General features: G+C 56.4%; 12 protein-coding genes. 10 read left to right on the top strand and 2 right to left on the bottom strand.

Annotated features, from left to right (window positions below; genetic code table 11):
* Positions 1–119: 119 nt before the first annotated feature.
* The gene (locus tag BMW31_RS04670; RefSeq protein WP_091821740.1) at positions 120–2,477 is read left to right on the top strand and encodes a glycoside hydrolase family 3 N-terminal domain-containing protein; all 2,358 of its coding nucleotides are present in this window, start codon (positions 120–122) and stop codon (positions 2,475–2,477) included.
* Here BMW31_RS04670 and BMW31_RS04665 read toward each other — a convergent pair.
* Positions 2,459–3,070 carry an RNA polymerase sigma-70 factor gene (locus BMW31_RS04665; protein WP_091821738.1) on the bottom strand — a complete coding sequence of 204 codons (612 nt, stop codon included), beginning with the start codon at positions 3,068–3,070 and terminating at the stop codon, positions 2,459–2,461. The two genes, BMW31_RS04670 and BMW31_RS04665, sit on opposite strands and share 19 nt — an antisense overlap.
* A gap of 789 nt (positions 3,071–3,859) precedes the next feature.
* Between BMW31_RS04665 and BMW31_RS04660 the strand changes: the two genes are divergently transcribed.
* The 6 genes from BMW31_RS04660 (at position 3,860) to BMW31_RS04635 (ending at position 13,541) form a co-directional block, all read left to right on the top strand.
* A complete protein-coding gene (locus BMW31_RS04660) occupies positions 3,860–4,825 on the top strand; it encodes a FecR family protein (RefSeq protein ID WP_091821735.1) in 966 nt (321 codons plus the stop codon).
* A 100-nt stretch (positions 4,826–4,925) separates the two neighbouring features.
* On the top strand, positions 4,926–8,213 hold the full coding sequence (locus BMW31_RS04655; RefSeq protein WP_255404820.1) for a SusC/RagA family TonB-linked outer membrane protein: 3,288 nt from the start codon (positions 4,926–4,928) through the stop codon (positions 8,211–8,213).
* A 13-nt stretch (positions 8,214–8,226) separates the two neighbouring features.
* A complete protein-coding gene (locus tag BMW31_RS04650) occupies positions 8,227–9,822 on the top strand; it encodes a SusD/RagB family nutrient-binding outer membrane lipoprotein (RefSeq protein WP_091821729.1) in 1,596 nt (531 codons plus the stop codon).
* 30 nt (positions 9,823–9,852) lie between these two features.
* Positions 9,853–10,851: a glycoside hydrolase family 18 gene (locus BMW31_RS04645; protein ID WP_091821726.1), complete on the top strand. Its 999-nt coding sequence runs from the start codon at positions 9,853–9,855 to the stop codon at positions 10,849–10,851.
* A 22-nt stretch (positions 10,852–10,873) separates the two neighbouring features.
* Complete coding sequence (locus tag BMW31_RS04640; protein ID WP_091821723.1) at positions 10,874–12,055, top strand: DUF1735 and LamG domain-containing protein; 1,182 nt, start codon at positions 10,874–10,876, stop codon at positions 12,053–12,055.
* A gap of 34 nt (positions 12,056–12,089) precedes the next feature.
* A complete protein-coding gene (locus BMW31_RS04635) occupies positions 12,090–13,541 on the top strand; it encodes a BT_3987 domain-containing protein (RefSeq protein WP_091821720.1) in 1,452 nt (483 codons plus the stop codon).
* Positions 13,542–13,640: 99 nt separating this feature from the next.
* On the opposite strand, the gene BMW31_RS04630 is transcribed toward BMW31_RS04635, so the two are convergent.
* Positions 13,641–14,783 carry an AAA family ATPase gene (locus BMW31_RS04630; protein WP_091821716.1) on the bottom strand — a complete coding sequence of 381 codons (1,143 nt, stop codon included), beginning with the start codon at positions 14,781–14,783 and terminating at the stop codon, positions 13,641–13,643.
* A 723-nt stretch (positions 14,784–15,506) separates the two neighbouring features.
* Between BMW31_RS04630 and BMW31_RS04625 the strand changes: the two genes are divergently transcribed.
* The 3 genes from BMW31_RS04625 to BMW31_RS04615 all read left to right on the top strand — a co-directional run bounded on the left by BMW31_RS04625 (position 15,507) and on the right by BMW31_RS04615 (position 19,799).
* Positions 15,507–17,024 carry an arylsulfatase gene (locus BMW31_RS04625; RefSeq protein WP_410524426.1) on the top strand — a complete coding sequence of 506 codons (1,518 nt, stop codon included), beginning with the start codon at positions 15,507–15,509 and terminating at the stop codon, positions 17,022–17,024.
* Positions 17,025–17,203: 179 nt separating this feature from the next.
* Positions 17,204–17,965: a DUF1573 domain-containing protein gene (locus BMW31_RS04620; protein WP_091821710.1), complete on the top strand. Its 762-nt coding sequence runs from the start codon at positions 17,204–17,206 to the stop codon at positions 17,963–17,965.
* 13 nt (positions 17,966–17,978) lie between these two features.
* A complete protein-coding gene (locus BMW31_RS04615; protein WP_091821706.1) occupies positions 17,979–19,799 on the top strand; it encodes an alpha-L-fucosidase in 1,821 nt (606 codons plus the stop codon).
* Positions 19,800–19,809 lie beyond the last annotated feature (10 nt).

Raw genomic sequence — 19,809 nt, 5'->3', positions numbered from 1 at the left:
ATTACAAAAAATAGTTGAAACAGCCGGTGGCAGCGACCTGAAAAGCTGCTTGTTTCTTGGCAATGTGGAGTTTATTACTTACTTTTGCATGAAATGTTCAATCTGTCAACTTCACATACATGAAACGAATAACCATTCTGTTTACATTTTTAAGTCTGATGGCAACCCATGCCGTTGCCAAAAACGTGCTGCCGTACAAGGATTCCACTCTTCCGGTCGAGGCGAGGGTGAGCGATTTGCTCTCCCGAATGACTCTGGAGGAGAAAGTAGGGCAGCTCCGGTGCACCCTGGCATGGAACTATTACACCATCCGCGGCAACCGGGTAGAGCCTTCGGAGCAGTTTAAGAAAGACCTGCAGGAGGGCAACATCGGCATGCTTTGGGCCACTTACCGGGCCGACCCGTGGACACAGAAGTCGCTCGCCAACGGCCTCAATCCCGAGCTGGCTGCCAAGGCAGGCAATGCCTTGCAGCAATACGTCATCAAGCACACCCGCCTCGGCATCCCTCTCTTTCTGGCCGAAGAGGCTCCCCACGGCCACATGGCCATCGGAACGACCGTGTTTCCCACCGGTCTTGGCATGGCCGCAACCTTCTCACCCCAGCTGGCAGAGGCCATGGGGCGCGTCATCGGCCGCGAGATACGCCTGCAGGGAGCCCACATAAGCTATGGTCCGGTGCTCGATTTGTCGCGCGATCCGCGTTGGTCTCGTGTGGAGGAAAGCATGGGAGAAGACCCTGTACTCACGGCCGAGATAGGCTCCGGCATCGTCCGGGGCTTGGGAGCAGGCGACCTGAGCAAGCCCTACAGCACCATTGCCACGCTGAAGCACTTCATTGCCTACGGCACTACGGAGGGCGGACAGAACGGCAACCAGTCCATTGTTGGGCAGCGCGACCTGCTGCAGAACTTCCTGCCGCCGTTCCGTAAGGCCATCGGCGCCGGCGCCCTGTCGGTCATGACGTCCTACAACTCGCTCGACGGCATCCCCTCAACGGCCAGCAGCTATCTCTACACCGACATCCTGCGCAACCGCTGGAAGTTCCGTGGCTTCGTTGTGTCCGACCTTTACAGCATCGACGGCATCTGGGAAACGCACCGCGTGGCGCCCACGTTGCAGGACGCGGCCGTGATGTCGCTGCAGGCCGGAGTTGACGAGGACCTCGGCGGAAAGGCCTATGCGCAGCTGGTGGATGCCGTAAGGCAGGGCAAGGTAAACGAGCAGCTGATAGATACGGCCTGTGCCCGCATCCTGCAGAAGAAGTTCGAGATGGGCCTCTTCGAGCATCCCTACGTCAGCCCGGAGGCAGCCCGCAGCGTGCGCAGCGAGGCCAACAAGGCCGTGGCACTGCAGGCCGCGCAGGCCTCGGTCACGCTGTTGGAGAACAAGAACCACGTGCTTCCGCTCTCCCGTAACGTCAAGGTAGCCGTCATAGGGCCCAATGCCGACAACGTGTACAACATGCTCGGCGACTACACCGCCCCCCAGCAGGACGGCAATGTGAAGACGATATTGGCCGGCATCAGGACCAAGCTGCCCGCTGCCAACGTGGAGTACGTGAAAGGATGCGCCGTTCGCGACACGGCAAACGCCAACATCAGCCAGGCCGTAGCTGCCGCCCGCCGGGCCGATGTGGTGATAGTGGCCGTGGGAGGCTCGTCGGCACGCGACTTCAAGACCAACTACAAGGCTACCGGTGCGGCCGAGGCCGACGTCAAATCGGTAAGTGACATGGACAGCGGCGAGGGCTACGACCGCGCCACCCTCACCCTCCTGGGCCGCCAGCAGCAGCTCCTCGAGGCGCTCAGGCAAACGGGCAAGCCGCTCGTTGTGGTCTACATAGAGGGCCGGCCGCTCGATAAAGCATGGGCATCGGAGCATGCCGACGCCCTGCTTACTGCCTACTATCCCGGCCAGGAGGGCGGACAAGCCATTGCCGACGTGCTCTTCGGCGACTACAACCCCGCCGGGCGCCTGCCCATCTCCGTGCCCCGAAGCGTGGGCCAGCTGCCCGTTTACTACAACAAACGCGTGCCCCGGGCCCACAACTACGTGGAGCAGACGGCCAAGCCGCTCTATGCCTTCGGCTACGGACTAAGCTACACCACCTTCGCTTATTCCAACCTGTCGATAGAGAAGACCGGAGCGCAGCAGGCGCGCGTATCGTTCAGCGTAACCAACACGGGCTGGTGCGACGGCGACGAGGTGCCCCAGCTGTACCTGCACGACGAGGTGGCATCGGTAAGCCAGCCCCTGATGCAGCTCAAGCACTTCGCGCGCGTGCATATAAAGAAAAGAGAAACCAAGCGCATAACCTTCGACCTGACGCCCGAAGACCTCTCGCTTGTTAACCGCGACATGCAGACGGTGGTGGAACCGGGCGACTTCAAGGTCATGGTAGGCAGCTCTTCCGACCGCATCCAGCTAACAGGCACCCTCACCGTGGCCGCCTCCGCTCAGCTTGCCAGCCACTGAAGCAGCGCCAAACCCACCACAGAAGCAGGGCTCTGGCTGATGTTCTTACGGAACAGAGCCAGCGCCTTGCTGATATGACGCTCAACTATCTTGACCGAGATGCCCAGCTGCTGGGCTATTTCCCGGTTCTTCATTCCCTCCGTCCGGCTCATGATGAAGATCTGCCTTGTACGTGGCGAGAGCCTTTCCATGACGTGGTTAATCTGCCGCTGCAGTTCATCATAGAGCAGTTCGGTGTCGGTGGAGTTCAGCATGTCGTAGTTGTACAGCCGCTCCTCGCCCGCAACGTGAGCCAGATGAACTGTCTGGTAGCCGTTTACAATGGCCTGGTGCTTCAGGTAGTTGATGCAGCCGTTGCGCACCATCGTGAAGAGCAGCGCCTGGAGCGACACGTAGGTAAGCGTCTGCCGGCGCTCCCACAGGCGCACGAAGCAGTCCTGCAGAATGTCTTCCGTATCGTCTACATCGGCAACAAAGTGCGAGGCATAGTTTCTGAGGCGGGGATAGAAAGTCTTGAAAACAAATTCATAGGCTTCGGCCTTGCCCTCGCGAACCTCGTCTATCAGCAGTTCATTGTCCGTATAATAGCGCATGTTACCCGGTTAGAGTTTAATCATGCAAATATAATCAATATTCGGTACACCCCCAAAAGTTTGCCTTTCTTTTCATCTAAAAGCATCGTCGCGCCCGTTGGTCAGCTGTTTTGGCAGCGCTGCTGTTACCCTGCTGCTCTGTCTTTCGTCTGTTTCAGACAGAGTAAAGTTATTCTGTTACTGTGTCTTTTGTCTTTTTCAGACAGAGTAACAAAGTAATTTTTTGCAGCTACTGTTATTCTGTTACTCTGTCTTTCGTCTTTTTCAGACAGAGTAAAGTTATTCTGTTACTGTGTCTTTTATCTTTTTCAGACAGAGTAGCAAAGTAGTTTCTCGATAGGAAAGAGGTTTGGCAGAAAGCTGCAAAGCCTGTTCCATTCGCTGCAGATATCATCCCCTCCTCCGCCTCCCCTTCCAAGGGGAGGAACCGTTGGGTATCTATCTGCTTATCAGTAAGGACAAACAGAAGGACTATAGTTGTAAAGTAAACTGGTATCCTCCCCTTGAAAAGGGGAGGCGGAGGAGGGGATGATGCCCCAGCAGCAGGTCTTTTGAAAGTGAACCGGCAAACTGTTGGAAATCAACAGCTTACAAGCAAGGTTGTAAAAGCTGTCATTCAAGGCCCTTGAATGGCACCTTCAAGGTCGTTGAAGGATAGCTTCAGGGAGCTTGAAGCATAGCTCCGGCAAAACCGTCGGGCAGAAGGCAGGCCGCAAGAGAAAAAAACAGCCATGTGGGGGGTGGGTATCGGGACGCCCGGTTGTTATAAGAGTAGACAGTAACCTAAATATGCCAGAAGATATCAAACAATTAGCCGTCAGATATTTCGAGGGAGTCATCACCCGCGACGAGGAAAGCGCGCTGCTTGCTTACGTGGAGCAGAGCGAGGAAAACCGTGCGCGGTTTCGCCAATGTGAGGCGGAGTGGAACGCCCATCAGTCGGTCAGCCTGCCTACCAGGCAGGCGTGGGAACGGCTGCAGGGGCGCCTGATGATGCTGGAAGAGCGCCCGGCTCGTACCGTAAGGCTGTGGCGCCGCGTTGCGGCAGCCGTTGCCGTGGTGCTGTTGCTGGCCGGCACAGCCGCCGTTACGTGGCGGCTGGCAGGCAGCAGGGCCGAGAGCTACTGCACCCTTACGGCCCCCATGGGCAGCAAGTCGCGCCTCGCGCTGCCCGATGGTTCCGTAGTGTGGCTCAACGCCGGCTCTACGCTGCGCTATTCAACCCTCTTCGGCCACAAGAACCGCCGCGTTGAGCTGAGCGGCGAGGGCTACTTTGAGGTGGCAAAGCATAACGGAGCCGAGTTTACCGTGCACACCTCGGGCTACGATGTGGTGGTAAAGGGCACCAAGTTCGACGTCTCCGCCTACAGCGACGACCAGTTCATAACCACCTCGCTCATGGAGGGCAGCGTGCTCATTAACCACGGGCGCGACCACCTGATGATGAAACCCGGCGAGATGGTGACGCTTGACACCGCCACCGGAGAGTTTACCAAGACCGCTGTAACCAGTGACGGCAGGGCCTGGCTGCACAACATGGCCGACTTCGACGACATCACCCTGGCCGACCTGGCCAAAATCCTCTCCCGCCAATACGACGTGCAGATACACATCAAATCGGCCCAGGCAGCTGCTGTAAGGCTCTCAATCTCGCTGCGCAACAAGGAGACCATCGACGAGGTTCTTGATGCCCTGCAGAAGGTAACGGGCACCCGCGTGACGCGGCACGACAAGGATATCTACATCAGTCAGTAGCACCGGCCCCTGCGAAAGCTGCCGGCAAAGCTGACATGAACAGAGATTATACGAACTATCTAACTTAAATTTATTGTAAAACACTATGAAGGAAAAGCAAATGAAATTGCTCAGACTCTTTCTTTTCGCTGCATTGTGTTTCGGCGCTGCAGGCGTTCGGGCCCAGAACGTGACAAAAACGTTCAGGAACGAGACGCTCAGGAACGTGCTGAAGGAAGTGGAACGACAAACAAAGATGTCCGTTATCTACAAGGTAGACGAGGTGAACGCAAACAAGAAAGTTACCGCTACGTTCAGGTCTACGCCTGTTCGCGAGGTGTTGAGTAAGGTTCTGGACGACGGTCTCGACTACGAGATTGACAACCGGATGATTACCATCCACCGCCGCGATGTGCAAACGGCGAGACAGGTTAGGCAGAACGACCGGAACAAAACCGTAAAAGGGCAGGTGCTCGACGAGAAGGGCGAGCCCGTTATCGGCGCCACCATCAAGGTAAAAGGCACCACGCTGGCCACCGTGTCGGATGTAGACGGCAACTTTGCCATCACCGTTCCCGAAGGCAGCAAGCTCACAGTGTCGTACCTGGGTTATGCCGACAAGGAGATTGCGGCCGACCAGAGCAACGTTACTGTCAGCATGTTGCAGGATGAAAAGATGCTTGGAGAGGTTGTGGTAACGGCACTCGGCATACAGAAAGAGGCCAAGGCGCTGTCGTACAACGTACAACAGATAAACAACGACCAGGTTACCGGCGTGAAGGATGCAAGCTTCATGAACGCACTCTCGGGCAAGGTGGCCGGCGTTGAGATAAACTCCAGCTCGTCAGGTATCGGCGGTGGAGTGAAGGTTGTGATGCGTGGTGCCAAGTCAATCAGCAACAATAACAATGCTCTCTACGTAATCGACGGCATTCCCATGCCCTCACTGCAGACGGCGCAGCCATCTGATTATTTCTCTGGTCAGGGCCAGTCGGGCGATGGCGCCTCAATGATTAACCCCGAGGATATAGAGGCTATCTCCGTTCTGAGCGGTGCCGCAGCCTCTGCCCTCTATGGCAGCGAGGCCCAGAACGGCGTCATTATGATTAAGACCCGCCGCGGTCAGGAAGGCCGCACCACGGTAACCTATAGCAACAACACTTCTTTCTTCAGTCCGTTTGTTACGCCCGAGTTTCAGAACACCTATGGTGCTGCAGCAGGCGAGTTCAGCAGCTGGGGCGACAAACTTGGCACTCCAAGCAGTTATGACCCGCTCGACTTCTACCAAACGGGCTACAACGTGGGCAACTCCGTTACCCTTTCAACGGGCACGGAGAAGAACCAGACCTTCGTGTCGCTGGCTTCTACCAATGCCGAGGGCATTGTGCAGAACAACACGCTGGCACGTTACAACTTCGCCATACGCAACAGCACGAGCATGCTGAACGACAAGCTGCACCTTGACTTGAGTGCAATGTACATGAACATACGCGAAAATAACATGGTCTCCGAGGGCCAGTACATGAACCCCATCGTGCCAGTGTACCTGCTCTCGCCCAGCTACAGCCTTGAGACTTACCAGTTGTACGAAATGTACAACGAAAGTAGAAACTTCAAGACCCAGTACTGGCCGTGGGGCAACCAGGGCATCGGCATGCAGAATCCGTACTGGATTACCAACCGCGACAACCTGACCAACCACAAGAACCGCTTCATGGTGAGCGGCGGACTGACCTATGACATCGTTAAGGGACTGTCGTTGGCTGCTCGTGCCAAGATGGATTACACCTCTGCCCGCTATGAGAAAATGTACAGCGCGACCACCGACGGCATCTTTGCTGACAAGTACGGCTACTACGGAAAGGATGATGACACCACCCATCAGCTGTACGGCGACGTGATGTTGAACTTCGATAAGTACTTCGGCGACTTCTCTCTCACGGGCTCGGCCGGTGCCAGCATCCAGGATATCGACTACAAGTTCTTCTCTTTAGGGGGCAACTTGAACTCCGTGCCCAATGAGTTCTCATTCAATAACCTTAACGTGTCGAGCCTCAAACCGGTTGAAACACGGTACCACGACCAGGTGCAGTCGCTCTTTGCCACTGCCCAGGTGGGCTGGCAGAGCAAGCTCTATCTCGACCTGACGGGCCGTATTGACTGGGCTTCGGCACTGGCATGGACCGATGCAAAGTCGGTGGCTTACCCCTCGGTGGGTCTCACCGCCATTCTCACTGACCTCATACCGGGGCTGAAGAACAACGTGCTCTCGTTTCTGAAACTGCGCGGCAGCTACAGCGAAGTAGGTAATGCGCCCAAGCGCTTTGTACCTTACCAGACCTATCCGTTCCAGTCGGGCACGCCCTCAACCACCACTACGTATCCTAACAACGACATCAAACCCGAACGAACCAAGGCTTGGGAAGTGGGAATGGAGTCACACTTCTGGGGCAACAAGGTCAACCTGAACGTTTCGCTCTACAAGACTTCAACCTTTAACCAGCTCTTCAATCCTATGTTACCGAGCACTTCGGGCTACAAGTCCATATATATAAACGGTGGCCGGATAGACAACAAGGGTATTGAGGTGAGCCTCACGCTCAATCAGCCACTTGGTCCGGTCGACTGGTCTTCAACCTTCACCTACTCTCTTAACCGCAATAAGGTAGTCAGGTTGCTCAAACCTACCACGCTGTCAAACGGGCTCACGGTGTCGCAAGACCATCTGGACCTTGTCAGCCTGGGCAATGTGAAGAGCATGATAAAGGAAGGCGGCTCCATGGGGGACTTATATGTAACGGCCCTGAATACTGACTTCCACGGTTTTATTGATGTTGACTTTGTGAACAATACGGTATCAATCGATCACAATGCAGGCCCTTATCACGACGGCTACATTTACGCCGGAAACTCTCAGGCCAAGTATCGCATGGGATGGCGCAATAGCTTCAGCTGGAAAGGTCTGTCGCTCGGCTTCCTCATCAACGCCCGAGTAGGCGGCGTGGGTGTATCCATGACGCAGGCCATGATGGACAACTTCGGCACTTCTAAGGCATCAGCAGATGCGCGCGATGCCGGTGGCGTGTACGTGAATGGCGGCCTGGTACCGGCCGCACAGAAGTGGTTCCAGACCGTTGGTGCAGGCGCCGGTTCTATGTATGTGTACAGTGCAACCAACGTGAGGCTGGCAGAACTCTCGCTGGGTTACGATGTTCCAATCACCCAGTGGGTGCCTTGGATAAAGGGATTGAACCTTGCTTTCACCGGCCGTAACCTGCTGATGTTCTACTGCAAGTCACCTTTCGACCCCGAACTGACGGCCAGCACGGGCACCGGATTTGATGGTATGGACTACTTCATGTTGCCAAGCCTGCGAAACTTAGGCTTCTCTGTACGTGTTAAATTCTAAAAGTAAGAAGATAATGAAAATGAAATCAAGCAATATACGCTCCTTAGGAGGCTTCCTGCTTGCCGGCGGCTTGCTGCTCAGCTCATGTACCGGCGAGTTCGAGAAGTGGAACATCAATCCCGATGAAGCCACGAAGGAAGACATGACACACGACAACCTGAACACCGGCTCCTACTTTTCGCAGATGGAGCGAGGCGTCTTCGTAGTGGGCAAAGACATGGGCGGCGAGTATCAGATTACACAGGCACTGGAGGGAGATCTCTATGCCAGCTATCTTGCTCCTACCATGAAATGGAACAATGACAACCGAAACGACCAGTATGTGCTATACATGCCGTGGTGCAACGCTCCCTTTAACGATGCTTATGAACGAGTGATGCAGCCCTGGCTGGAAATCAGGAAGGTTTCTGAAGATAACTCGCCGGCGCTGGCCATGGCAACAGTCATTAAAGTGCTGGCCATGCAACGCGTCACTGATACATACGGACCAATCCCTTACAGCAAGTTCGGTACGGCCGTGCAGGTTCCCTACGACAGCCAAGAAGAGGTGTACAACCAGATGTTCAAGGAACTGGCAGATGCCATCAACGTGCTCACCGCCTATGCCAATGGTAGCTCCGACAGCTACTTGGCAGACTATGATAACGTCTACTCTGGCAATGTTGTCAAGTGGATAAGGTTGGCCAACACCCTTCGCTTGCGTATGTCCATGCGTATATCTTATGTCAACGAGGACAAAGCCAAGCAGGAAGCACAGGCTGCCATCAACAATACTTACGGCTTAATGCAAACTGCCGATGATGATGCCGTGCTGCACCAGTCAACCAAACTCACATTTATTCATCCGCTCTACGAGATTGGCACCAGCTGGGATGATGAGCATATGAGCGCTACTATGGAGTGTTATCTCAACGGATATGCCGACCCTCGCGTGGCTGCTTATTTCCTTCCGGCCACTGCCACGTCACTTTACAAGGGCATACGCAATGGCAAATCGAACATTCAGAAGAGCCAATACCAGTCTAATACCTCGCGTATGAATTATGGAGCAGGCACAGATATGGAGTGGATGCACGCCGCCGAAGCCTACTTCCTGATGGCAGAAGCCAAGCTGCGGTGGGATATCGGCACGATGACAGCTCGCCAGTATTACGAGCAGGGCATACGAGTATCGTTTGCATCGGCCGGCGTTTCGGGTGCCGACAGTTACCTCTCCAATTCCGAGAGGCTGCCTCTGAGCACCTATGTCGACCCAGCCAGCAACCGGTCTACTGATGTTTCGTCCATGCTCTCCATGCTTCCGGTAGCCTGGGACGATGCTGCCAGCGCTGAAACAAACCTCGAACGTATCGCCATTCAGAAGTGGATAGCCACCTATCCTGATGGTCAGGAAGCCTGGAGCAACATGCGTCGTACGGGCTGGCCGGGCTGGGTTCGCATTGAGACCTACCGTTTCCAGAACGAAGTAAGGGATGGAGAAATGATTAGCCGGCTTAAGTTCCCAACCACTGAATACACCAACAACACCGACAACACGAATGCTGCAGCAAGCCTGCTGAATGGTGCCGATGCGGCCGGTACACGCCTGTGGTGGGATGTCAAGAGATAAACGTCAACGTAATACAAATACAGCAAGAATATGAAAGCAATCAAATATATAATGGCTCTGGTACTGGCAGGGGGCTTGATGGCCGCTTGCGACACGGACGTCGAGAACAGGGAGGTCCAGAAACCCCTGACTTACGACGACCTCTACTACCAGAACCTGCGCGATTATAAGGCCAGTGACCACTCTATCTCGTTCATGTGGTTTGCTCAGTACGGAGCACAGAACTCCATGGCCGTACGTTTTGCCGGTCTGCCCGACAGTCTCGACATCTGCTCCCTGTGGGGTGGAATACCCGCAAAGGAGAACACCAAGCTGTGGGATGAGTTGCGTTTCTGCCAGCAGAAGAAAGGCACAAAGATGCTGGTAGTGGCCATCACGCGTATTGATGCAGAAACTGATGACCACTCGTTCAAGCAGGCCTACAACGAAGCAAAAGCCATGCCGGAAGGTGAAGAACGTGAGGCAGCGCTCAAGAAGGCTGTCGAGATGTACGCCGATTACTTCATCGACCAGGTCTTCGAGAACGATCTTGACGGCTTTGATGCCGACTATGAGCCTGAAGGCGACTTCCTCTCGGGCAACTACTTCAATGAGTTCATGCAGCATATTGCCCTCTACATGGGTCCGAACCCCGAACAGACGAAGGCCGAGAGGTTAAAACTCATCCAGCAGCGTTACGGCAACGGCGTTACCGATACCGACAAGCTGCTCTGCGTAGATGCCCCGGGTTCGCCCTCAACCGAGCTGGTTCCCATCTGCGACTACTACTTCAAGCAGGCTTACGGAGGCGGAACGTCCGAGGGCGTGTGGCCCATCGAGAAAACCGTTTTCTGCGAGAACGTGGGCGACAACTGGGCTACAGCATTGCAGGGACTCATCAACCAGGCCAAATTCCAGCCGCAGCAAGGCCGCAAGGGAGGCTTCGGAGCCTTCTTCGGACACCGCAACTACAATGTAACGACCTACAACCCGGAGCCTTATAAGATATTCCGCGACTGCATACAGTACCAGAATCCGGCTATGCATTAATAGAACCTAAGAACTTAAGACAATGAAGAAATATTTGTTTTTCGCACTAACCATCCTGTTGGGGCTGACCGGATGCAAGGATACACCCGACTTTGGCGACGCCGTCTTCGTTACAGGCACGCTCAGCTCTGCCAATATCCGCTTCCTCGTCGACGGCCAGTCGAGCATGGCCCTCACAGTTTCGTCGAGCGCAAAGGCCACGAGCAACGTCGATATAACCATCTCCGCCGACCCTGGTAAGCTCGCTTCGTACAACGCAACAACCGGGCGCCAGGCCATCTTGCCGCCAGAGGGAAGCTATTCGCTGAGCAGCGACAAGGTAACTATTGAGGCCGGAAAGGCTCAGTCATCATCAGTTGAGATTACGGCCGATGCCGACAAGCTCCAGGAAGGGCAGGCCTACTGCCTCCCTGTGTCTATAACAAAGGTGTCGGGGGGAGATCTCGACGTCCTTGAGGCATCCCGCACGGCTTATATCGTGTTCTCTAAAGTCATCAACATCAAGGCTGCCGACCTCAACAAGAGCGGCTCTTTCGATATTCCAGGCTTTGCCGGAGAGGCCAGCCCGGTACGTGCACTGTCGTCTATGACGCTGGAGATGAAGATTAAACCCGAGTCTTTTGGCGGCATCAGCTCGCTGGTGGGCTGTGAGGAGAACTTCCTCTTCCGCTTTGGTGATGGCGCCGGAAATCCTGACAACAAGCTTCAGCTGGCCAAGGCCTCTATCGGCACGCCCACTCATCCAGACAAGAAGGACCACTACGAGGCATGGGCAGACGATCCGTTCGATACCGGACGCTGGCATCACTTTGCCGCTGTGTACGACGGAACCTATCTGCGCACCTATCTGGATGGTGTTCAGATACAGTCGGTTGAAACCAAGGGCGGCACCATTAACCTGAGTATGGCCTACGACGGGCACTCTTGGGACGATACGTTTGCCATCGGCCGCTCCGTTGGCCATCAACGTCTCTTCGACGGATTGGTAAGTGAGTGCCGCGTGTGGAACGTGGCCCGCACCCAAGCCCAACTGCAGGACGGCATCTGCTACGTCGATCCAAAGTCAGAGGGCCTTATTGCCTACTGGCGCTTTAACGGCCAGCTGCAGGACGACGGCACCGTTCTCGACGAAACAGGTCATGGCTACAACGCCCATCCATGGGGCAACATACAGTGGGTAGACAACCAGAAATGCCCGTTCTAATTAATGACTAACCTACTTAAATCCCAGTAAGAATATGAATATAAGAAACATATTAACGCTTGGCTGCGGACTGTTGGCAGGACTCACTGCCCTCACGGGCTGCAGTGACGACGAGAGCTACGACGTAGTAGGCTCGTCGGCAAACAGGATATTCCTCAATCCCTACGAGCCTGCTACACAGGAGAACCAGATTTACAACACTCCTGCAGGCGTGTTCGGACTGGCTGGTGGAGCCTTCAACGTAAAGGCCCAGTACGCCACCAACGCCACAATAACCGTTGGAGCCGAAGTTGACAACTCGCTTGTCGAGGCCTTCAACGCCAAGAACGGCACCGAGACCAAGGTCTACCATGCCCTGCCGGAACAGGCGCTCAGTGCCCTCCAGGTTACACCTGCTGTCATCCGCCCAGGCCAGTCGGTAGGCGATACCACGCTCATCGTTAACGTTCCCACCGAGGCAGCTGCCTCTCTGACAGAGGAATACTATGTGGTGCCGTTCCGCCTGAAGGTGGAAAACGTAGACAAAGGTGACTCTCCTTACACGCCCCAGCTGCGTGACACCTTCACAACAGCCTATGCCGTTATTCACAATGCAGGCTCCGACTACGTTTACACCGTAGGCAGCTTCACCCAGATCAATGCCATCGTGAACACGCCCGTGGGCGTTTTCGGCGGTGTTGACGCTGAGTTCAACGTTGCCGTACGTGCCAACGGCGATGCCGCCTTCACCGTTCAGGCCGAAGCCGACAACAGTCTGATAGCCTCCTACAATCAGGAACACAACACCAGTTACCAGCAGCTGCCTGCCGATGTGGCAAGTAAACTGCAGATAACCGATGGAAAGATTGATGCCGGAAAGCTGCAAACCAGTCCCGGGGTCAAGGTAACTGACCCCACGGGGGCAGCCAAGAACCTGCAGGGAAGCTACCTGCTGCCGCTCAAGCTCAACTTTGTTTACCCCAACGGAACCAAGGCCGAGCTTCCTGCTGCTTATCTTATCATTGAGACCAAGAACTCATTTATCAAGGATGATGCCTCCGAACTCAAGGGCGCCAAGGGCAATGGCGAAGGCTGGCGGGCCATTGACTGCTCGGCCGACTTTAACCCCGCCACCTTCGGCAGTCTCTTTGCCGGCGGCTGGAACAGTCGGTGGGCTTTGGAGGGCGATGAAGACACGGGCCACTTTACCGTCGACCTGGGAGCCGAAAAGAATCTTGCAGGCTTCTATCTCGACAGCTACGTGCTTGGCAATTATAATGTCGACGTCAGCACCGACAACCAGACATGGACTTCGCTCGGCAATACAGATGGCCATCAGCCAGTGAGCAAGTACGATGAGAACTGGAACCAGCAGAGCGAGTACGTGCTCTACGGCTCGGTCAGGTGCCGCTACGTGCGCTTCAGTATTAACTTCGACACCTCCGGCTGGGCCTGGGGCTACGGCTACTATAAGGCCATCAGCGGGCTGAGCCTGTACTTTGAATGAGCCTCACGATAACTCTCCGGGCCACCCGTGGCCCAGGGCAATGAAACCAAACAACCCGCTTCCTCATCATGCAGGAAGCGGGTTGTTTGGTTCTCGGCATCAGTCCTGCCACGCGAGCCATTCGCCCAGGAACCTGTCGTACACGCTATAGCCGGCCTCGTCGGCATAGAGAAGCTCCTTGTCGGTGAGCGCCGTCAGCATGCCGCTTACGCTGCTGGCCGCTCCCAGCCGGTATTTGGACAGGAAGGCGCTGCCCGTGGGCGCCTTCACCTTGCCCTCCCGGGCCACGGCTTTCAGCAGGGCGGCCTGCTTGTCGGTTATCAAGCGGCGCAGGTGTTCGTAGTAGGGCGTGTTCTCGTTTACTATTTCAAGTATCACCCGGCGGGCCTGTTCCGTCTGCGTAACACTCATGTAGCGCTCGTAGAGGCGGTTTAGCACGGCCTGCACGTACCACGTGTGGCCTTCGTAACGGTTGTAAATCCACTCAAATACCTCGCGTTCGAGCCTGCCGCCGCTGCTGCCGAAGAAGCCTGAAGCAAAGTCCTGGTATGCCGACAGGCCTATGGGGCCCAGGTTAACCAGCTGTGTACTCTGGTAGAAAGGCCGCTTGGCCGAGAGAAACATGTCCGAGATGAGGTGCCTGATGCTGCCCGAGAACACGAAGTGCACGTTGGGCAGAAACTGCATATAGCTGCGCAGCAGGGCCTCGAAGCCCTTTTCGCGGTAGGCGGTAATCTGCTGGAACTCGTCGATGGCAATGAAGAAGTGGCGCCCGTTCTGCTTCAGATAGCCGAAAACCTCATCGAGCGACTGCTCGGTCTGCGTGTGCGCAAAGTCCAGTCGTACCGTCAGTTCGCCCGTCATGCCGTTGGTACTGACGGCAGGCTTGCACGAACGGAACAGCGTTGCGGCCTCCTGCAGAAAGTGCTCCGACCGTGTGAGCGCCTCCTCAATCACCCTCGCGCCGAAAAGTTGTGTAAACTCGTAGGCACTGTTGGTAGAAAAAATGTCGAAATAGATGCACACCGCGTCGGCATACTGGCTGTGCAGCCTGTGGAACACGTTCTTGATGAGCCCCGTCTTGCCCATTCGGCGCGGTGCTATCAGGGTGATGTTGCGGCCGCTGAGCAGTGCCGAAGTTATCAATTCTGTTTCCTGCAGCCTGTCGCAGAAGTATTCCGGACCCTCGTACCCGTACATCAGGAAAGGGTTCTTCATGGCTTTTACGTTTCTTTTTATCATGATTCCGAAGTTTTCGTTACGAGCTTTTCGTAACGCAAATATCGTAATTTTAGCTGATACTTCCAAATTTCGGCCCGCTTTTTTCACTTTTTCCGCCCCAATGGCCGTTGTCTTCAGCCATGCTCCTGCTTGTGTTTGCAGGGGCAGGAAACAGTTGCGAGCCCGGTTTGAGGACCGTATGGCGGCATGAGAGCCCTCCTGGTGGCCCCTCCTGGCATGGGGTCGTGATGGCTGGAGGGCACCCCGTTGCGGGCGCCTTGGGGCCTGCGTGTAACTGGCTGATAATGAGCAGTTCCATTGAACGTATGCTTTGAGCCCCTTGAAGCTATCCTTCGGCGGCCTTGAAGCTATCGGTCAAGAGGCCTGAATGCCACCTCCGGCGTGTCGCCTTCTCCTCCCTCCCGCCGCCGCATGCCCGTATCGCCCCGCCCGCCCTGCACCGGCCAAGGCGCCGGAAGCATCAAAATAAAGCCTGAAATTTTGTGAATATCATTTAAAATACTACCTTTGCGTGCAGTTAGTTGTTTCTGTGTTCAGTTGCGGAACCTATGCTTTTGGGCGGCCATTGCTGCGCGGCGGAAACGCAAAAGCGATGGAGCAGAAACGTAAAAGCGTGGGGGAGGGGGCAAGGAAGTGGCCTGCCAGGGCGGCGGTTCTGATATTTATGCGTATCTTTGCAGTGGAGCGGGGGAGCGATACTCCGGCTTTTAAAATCTTCATGGCATGAAAATGAATCCTGAAACGCTGCTCATGGGGCTCCTCTCCATGACGGCAGCGGGCGGCTACGCTAAGAAGGCGTCGCGCCCAAACATTATTTACATCATGTGCGACGACATGGGCTACGCCGACCTCGGCTGCTACGGGCAGCCTTATATACACACGCCGAACATTGACCGAATGGCCTCCGAGGGCATGCGTTTTACCCAGGCGTACGCCGGCTCGCCCGTGAGCGCTCCGTCGAGGGCCTGCCTCATGACGGGGCAGCACGCGGGTCACACTCTCGTGAGGGGCAACAAGGAGTACTGGGGTGGCTCGCCCAAGGTGATGTACGGCGACAACGAGGACTACAGCATCGTAGGTCAGCACCCCTACGACACGCGCCACGTCATCCTCCCGGAGATACTGAAAGACAACGGATACACAACTGCCATGTTCGGAAAGTGGGCCGGCGGCTACGAAGGTTCGGCCTCTACGCCCGACAAAAGGGGCTTCGACGAGTTCTACGGCTATATCTGCCAGTTCCAGGCTCACCTCTATTATCCCAACTTTCTCAATGAGTTCAGCCGCTTGAGGGGCGACACGGCGGTGCACCGTGTGGTGCTGGAGGACAACATCAGGTACCCGATGTTCGGCCGGGAGTATTCAAAACGCACGCAATACTCGGCCGACCTGATACACCGCAAGGCCTTGGAGTGGCTGCGCGGGCAGGACGGCAAGCGCCCCTTCTTAGGCATCTTCACCTACACGCTGCCGCATGCAGAGCTGGCGCAGCCGGAGGATTCGCTGCTCGAGGGGTACAAGAAGCGGTTTTTTACGGACAAGACGTGGGGCGGACAGCCTAACTCGCGCTACAATGCAGTTGAGCATACGCACGCCCAGTTTGCTGCCATGATAACGCGGCTTGACAAGTACGTGGGCGAGATTATGGCCGAGCTGAAGCGCAAGGGGATGGATGAGAACACCATCGTGATATTTACCAGCGACAACGGCCCGCACGAGGAGGGCGGTGCCGACCCGCAGTTCTTCGGCCGCGACGGCAAGTTGCGCGGCCTGAAACGCCAGTGCTTCGAGGGCGGCATACGCATTCCGTTCATCGTGCGGTGGCCCGGTCACGTGGCTGCCGGCAGCGTGAACGACCATCAGCTGGCGTTTTACGACGTGATGCCTACCTTCTGCGACCTGGCTGGCGTGCGCAACTACGTGAGCCGGTACGCCAACCGCAGCCTGAAGCCCGACTACTTCGACGGCATCTCCTTTGCGCCCACGCTCCTCGGAAAGCCCGGACAGCGGGAGCACGAGTTCCTGTACTGGGAGTTCCACGAGACCGACCAGATGGCCCTGCGCATGGGTAACTGGAAGATGGTGGTGGTCAAGGGCGTGCCCAGACTCTACGACCTGGCCTCCGATTTGCACGAAGACCACGACCTGGCGGCCCAACATCCGGAGCTGGTAAGGCAGATGACGGCCATCATCAGGGCACAGCACACGCCCTCGGAACTGTTCAAGGTAACACTCCCCTGAGGGCTGCCGGCAGCCTGCTGATGTTTTTTCTTTGGCATGGGGCATGAATGTTAGGGTGTTATTCTTGGTCTTGTGACAGATTTTCCGTATTTTTGCAGCGGATATACTGTCCCCGTGCGGCCGGGTGAGGGCGACCTCTTGGCCCGCGGGTTCTGTCTGCATCGAAAACAACAACCTAAATGAAGCGATACCTCTTACTGCTGGCAGCCGTGCTCACCCTCGTCGTGGCGGGGGCGCAGGAGGATGGTCAGCCCCGGCTTCTCAATACTTTCGTACCCGACCGGCGCGTGTTCAACTTCGGCACCATAGCCGAGCGCGACGGCAAGGTGAGCCATGTGTTCAGGTTCCGGAACACGGGCAGGGAGCCTGTTGTCATCACCGCAGCCAATGCCTGGTGCGGTTGTACGACCACGGACTTTACCCGGCAGCCCGTTCGTCCGGGCCAGGAAGGCAGCGTAACGGTAACTTACAACCCCAACTACCGGCCCGGCAAGTTCTCCAAGGAGGTTACACTCATACTCAACAACGGCCGTAACTACGCGCGTTGCTGGGTCAAGGGCAACGTAAAGGGCTATCTGCATCCCGTTACCGAGGACCATCCGTACAGCTTCGGCCGCGGCCTCTACATGAGCCAAAGGGTCATTCCGTTTGCCAGCTTGCAGGCAGGAGAGCGCTCAACGGTAACGCTGCGCGTGGCCAACAACACCCGGCAGCCCATGAAGGTGGTGTTCCGCAAGACACCGAACAATACCGTGCTGAAGCTGCCCGGCCAGCTCTCGCTCAAGCCCCTGGAACGTACGGAGGTGCAGGTAAGCTACCGCCACGTGCGTGCTTATGCCTACAACCGCCACATCTACGTGCAGGTGTACGTGAACGGGCGTAAGGTCAGTCCGCTTAAAGTGGTGTGGTTCGGCACTGAAAACGTACTTCACATGAAATAAACACACAAAAGATATGCTATCGAAGAAACTCTTCCTGTCTCTCGTCCTCATGGCTCTGGGCCTTCATTCCACCGCCCAGCCGGGCGCTCCGGCACCAGTTGCGCCGCTGCCTTCGGCCAATCAGGTTAGCTGGCAGCGGATGGAAACCTACGCATTCATCCACTTCGGGCCCAACACCTTTGGCGACCGCGAATGGGGTTACGGCGATGCTGACCCCATGAAGGAGTTCAACCCCACGCGCCTTGACTGCGAGCAGTGGGCACGCACCGTGAAGGCGGCCGGCATGAAGGGTATCATCCTCACGGCCAAACATCACGACGGCTTCTGTCTCTGGCCCTCCCGGTACACCGACTACAGCGTTCGCAACAGCCCGTACAAGGGCGGCAAGGGCGACATAGTTGGCGAGCTGGCCGCTGCCTGCCGCAAGTACGGGCTCAAACTGGGGCTCTATCTCTCGCCGTGGGACCGTCATCAGGCTTTCTACGGCACGCCGTTGTACGTGGAATACTTCTACGCCCAGCTGCATGAACTGCTCTCCTGTTACGGCGATTTGTTTGAAGTATGGTTCGACGGAGCCAACGGCGGCGACGGCTATTATGGCGGTGCACGCGAAACGAGGACAATAGATCGCCGCACGTACTACGACTTTCCGCGGGCGTGGAAGATGGTGGAGGAGCTTCAACCCAAAGCTGTCATCTTCTCAGACGGCGGCCCCGGCTGCCGCTGGGTAGGCAACGAGAACGGTTTTGCCTATGCTACCAACTGGTCGTTCCTGCGTTCCAAGGAGGTTTATCCGGGCTACAGCAAGCACTGGGAGCTGCAGTCGGGCCATGCCGACGGCGATGCCTGGGTGCCTGCCGAGTGCAACGTGAGCATCCGTCCGGGCTGGTTCTACCACGCCAGAGAGGACAACAAGGTGAAGACAGTTGACCAGCTGGTCGACCTCTACTACCGAAGCGTGGGCCACAACGGCACTCAGCTCATCAATTTCCCAGTCACCAAGGAGGGCATCATTCATCCTACAGACTCTGCAAGGGCAGTGGCAGCGTACCGGCAGATAAGCTCCGAGCTGAAAACCAACCTGCTGCGGCAGGCCCGTTTGCAGGCATCGGCCACGCGGGGCAAGGCCTTCGGCGTGCGCAACTTGACCGATGACGACTTCGATACCTACTGGGCAACGCCCGACGGGGTGGTGAAGGCCGACCTCACCATCCGCTTTTCCAAGCCCCGGAAGCTCAACCGCATGAAGCTGCAGGAGTACATTCCGCTCGGCCAACGTGTCAAGTCGTTCACCGTTGAGTATCTGGACGGCGGCAACTGGCTGCCGGTAAAGCTGAACGAGGAGACCACCACCATCGGCTACCGGCGCCTGCTGCGCTTCAGAACCATTGAGACGCGCCAGCTGCGCATACGCTTTCTCGACGCCCGCGGCCCCTTGTGCATCAACGAACTGGGCGCTTACTACGCCCCCAACGCCCGGGACAGCTACGTTGAGGAGGACGGCGTCCTGGAGAGTTTGCCCTTTACAGCCACGCCGGAGCACGATGCCGTGACGCTCGACCTGGGCAAGGAGCAGCTTGTACGCGCCTTTTTCTACCTGCCCAAGCAAGGAACAATGCCCCAGGGACTGGTCTCCAACTACGAGATTTATGCCGGACAGTCGCTCGACAACATGCAACTGGTCAAGAGCGGCGAGTTCTCCAACATCCGCAACCACCCCGTTATGCAGGATGTCTACTTCACTCCTGTCAACGCACGGTACATCAAACTCAAGGCCACCCGCATGATTCAGCCCGGCGAACCCATGGCTTACGAGAACCTGGCGGTGCAATGACAACAGACCG

The sequence above is a fragment of the Prevotella sp. kh1p2 genome, from assembly GCF_900111525.1.
Taxonomy (GTDB): Bacteria; Bacteroidota; Bacteroidia; order Bacteroidales; family Bacteroidaceae; genus Prevotella.
This window is presented reverse-complemented; position numbering and strand designations above follow the sequence as displayed.

Bases quoted from the DNA above. Each gene is read 5' to 3' on its own strand.
- BMW31_RS04670 (WP_091821740.1), top strand. From the start codon at position 120: ATGAAACGAATAACCATTCTGTTTACATTTTTAAGTCTGATGGCAACC.
- BMW31_RS04665 (WP_091821738.1), bottom strand. From the start codon at position 3,070: ATGCGCTATTATACGGACAATGAACTGCTGATAGACGAGGTTCGCGAG.
- BMW31_RS04660 (WP_091821735.1), top strand. From the start codon at position 3,860: ATGCCAGAAGATATCAAACAATTAGCCGTCAGATATTTCGAGGGAGTC.
- BMW31_RS04655 (WP_255404820.1), top strand. From the start codon at position 4,926: ATGAAATTGCTCAGACTCTTTCTTTTCGCTGCATTGTGTTTCGGCGCT.
- BMW31_RS04650 (WP_091821729.1), top strand. From the start codon at position 8,227: ATGAAAATGAAATCAAGCAATATACGCTCCTTAGGAGGCTTCCTGCTT.
- BMW31_RS04645 (WP_091821726.1), top strand. From the start codon at position 9,853: ATGAAAGCAATCAAATATATAATGGCTCTGGTACTGGCAGGGGGCTTG.
- BMW31_RS04640 (WP_091821723.1), top strand. From the start codon at position 10,874: ATGAAGAAATATTTGTTTTTCGCACTAACCATCCTGTTGGGGCTGACC.
- BMW31_RS04635 (WP_091821720.1), top strand. From the start codon at position 12,090: ATGAATATAAGAAACATATTAACGCTTGGCTGCGGACTGTTGGCAGGA.
- BMW31_RS04630 (WP_091821716.1), bottom strand. From the start codon at position 14,783: ATGATAAAAAGAAACGTAAAAGCCATGAAGAACCCTTTCCTGATGTAC.
- BMW31_RS04625 (WP_410524426.1), top strand. From the start codon at position 15,507: ATGAAAATGAATCCTGAAACGCTGCTCATGGGGCTCCTCTCCATGACG.
- BMW31_RS04620 (WP_091821710.1), top strand. From the start codon at position 17,204: ATGAAGCGATACCTCTTACTGCTGGCAGCCGTGCTCACCCTCGTCGTG.
- BMW31_RS04615 (WP_091821706.1), top strand. From the start codon at position 17,979: ATGCTATCGAAGAAACTCTTCCTGTCTCTCGTCCTCATGGCTCTGGGC.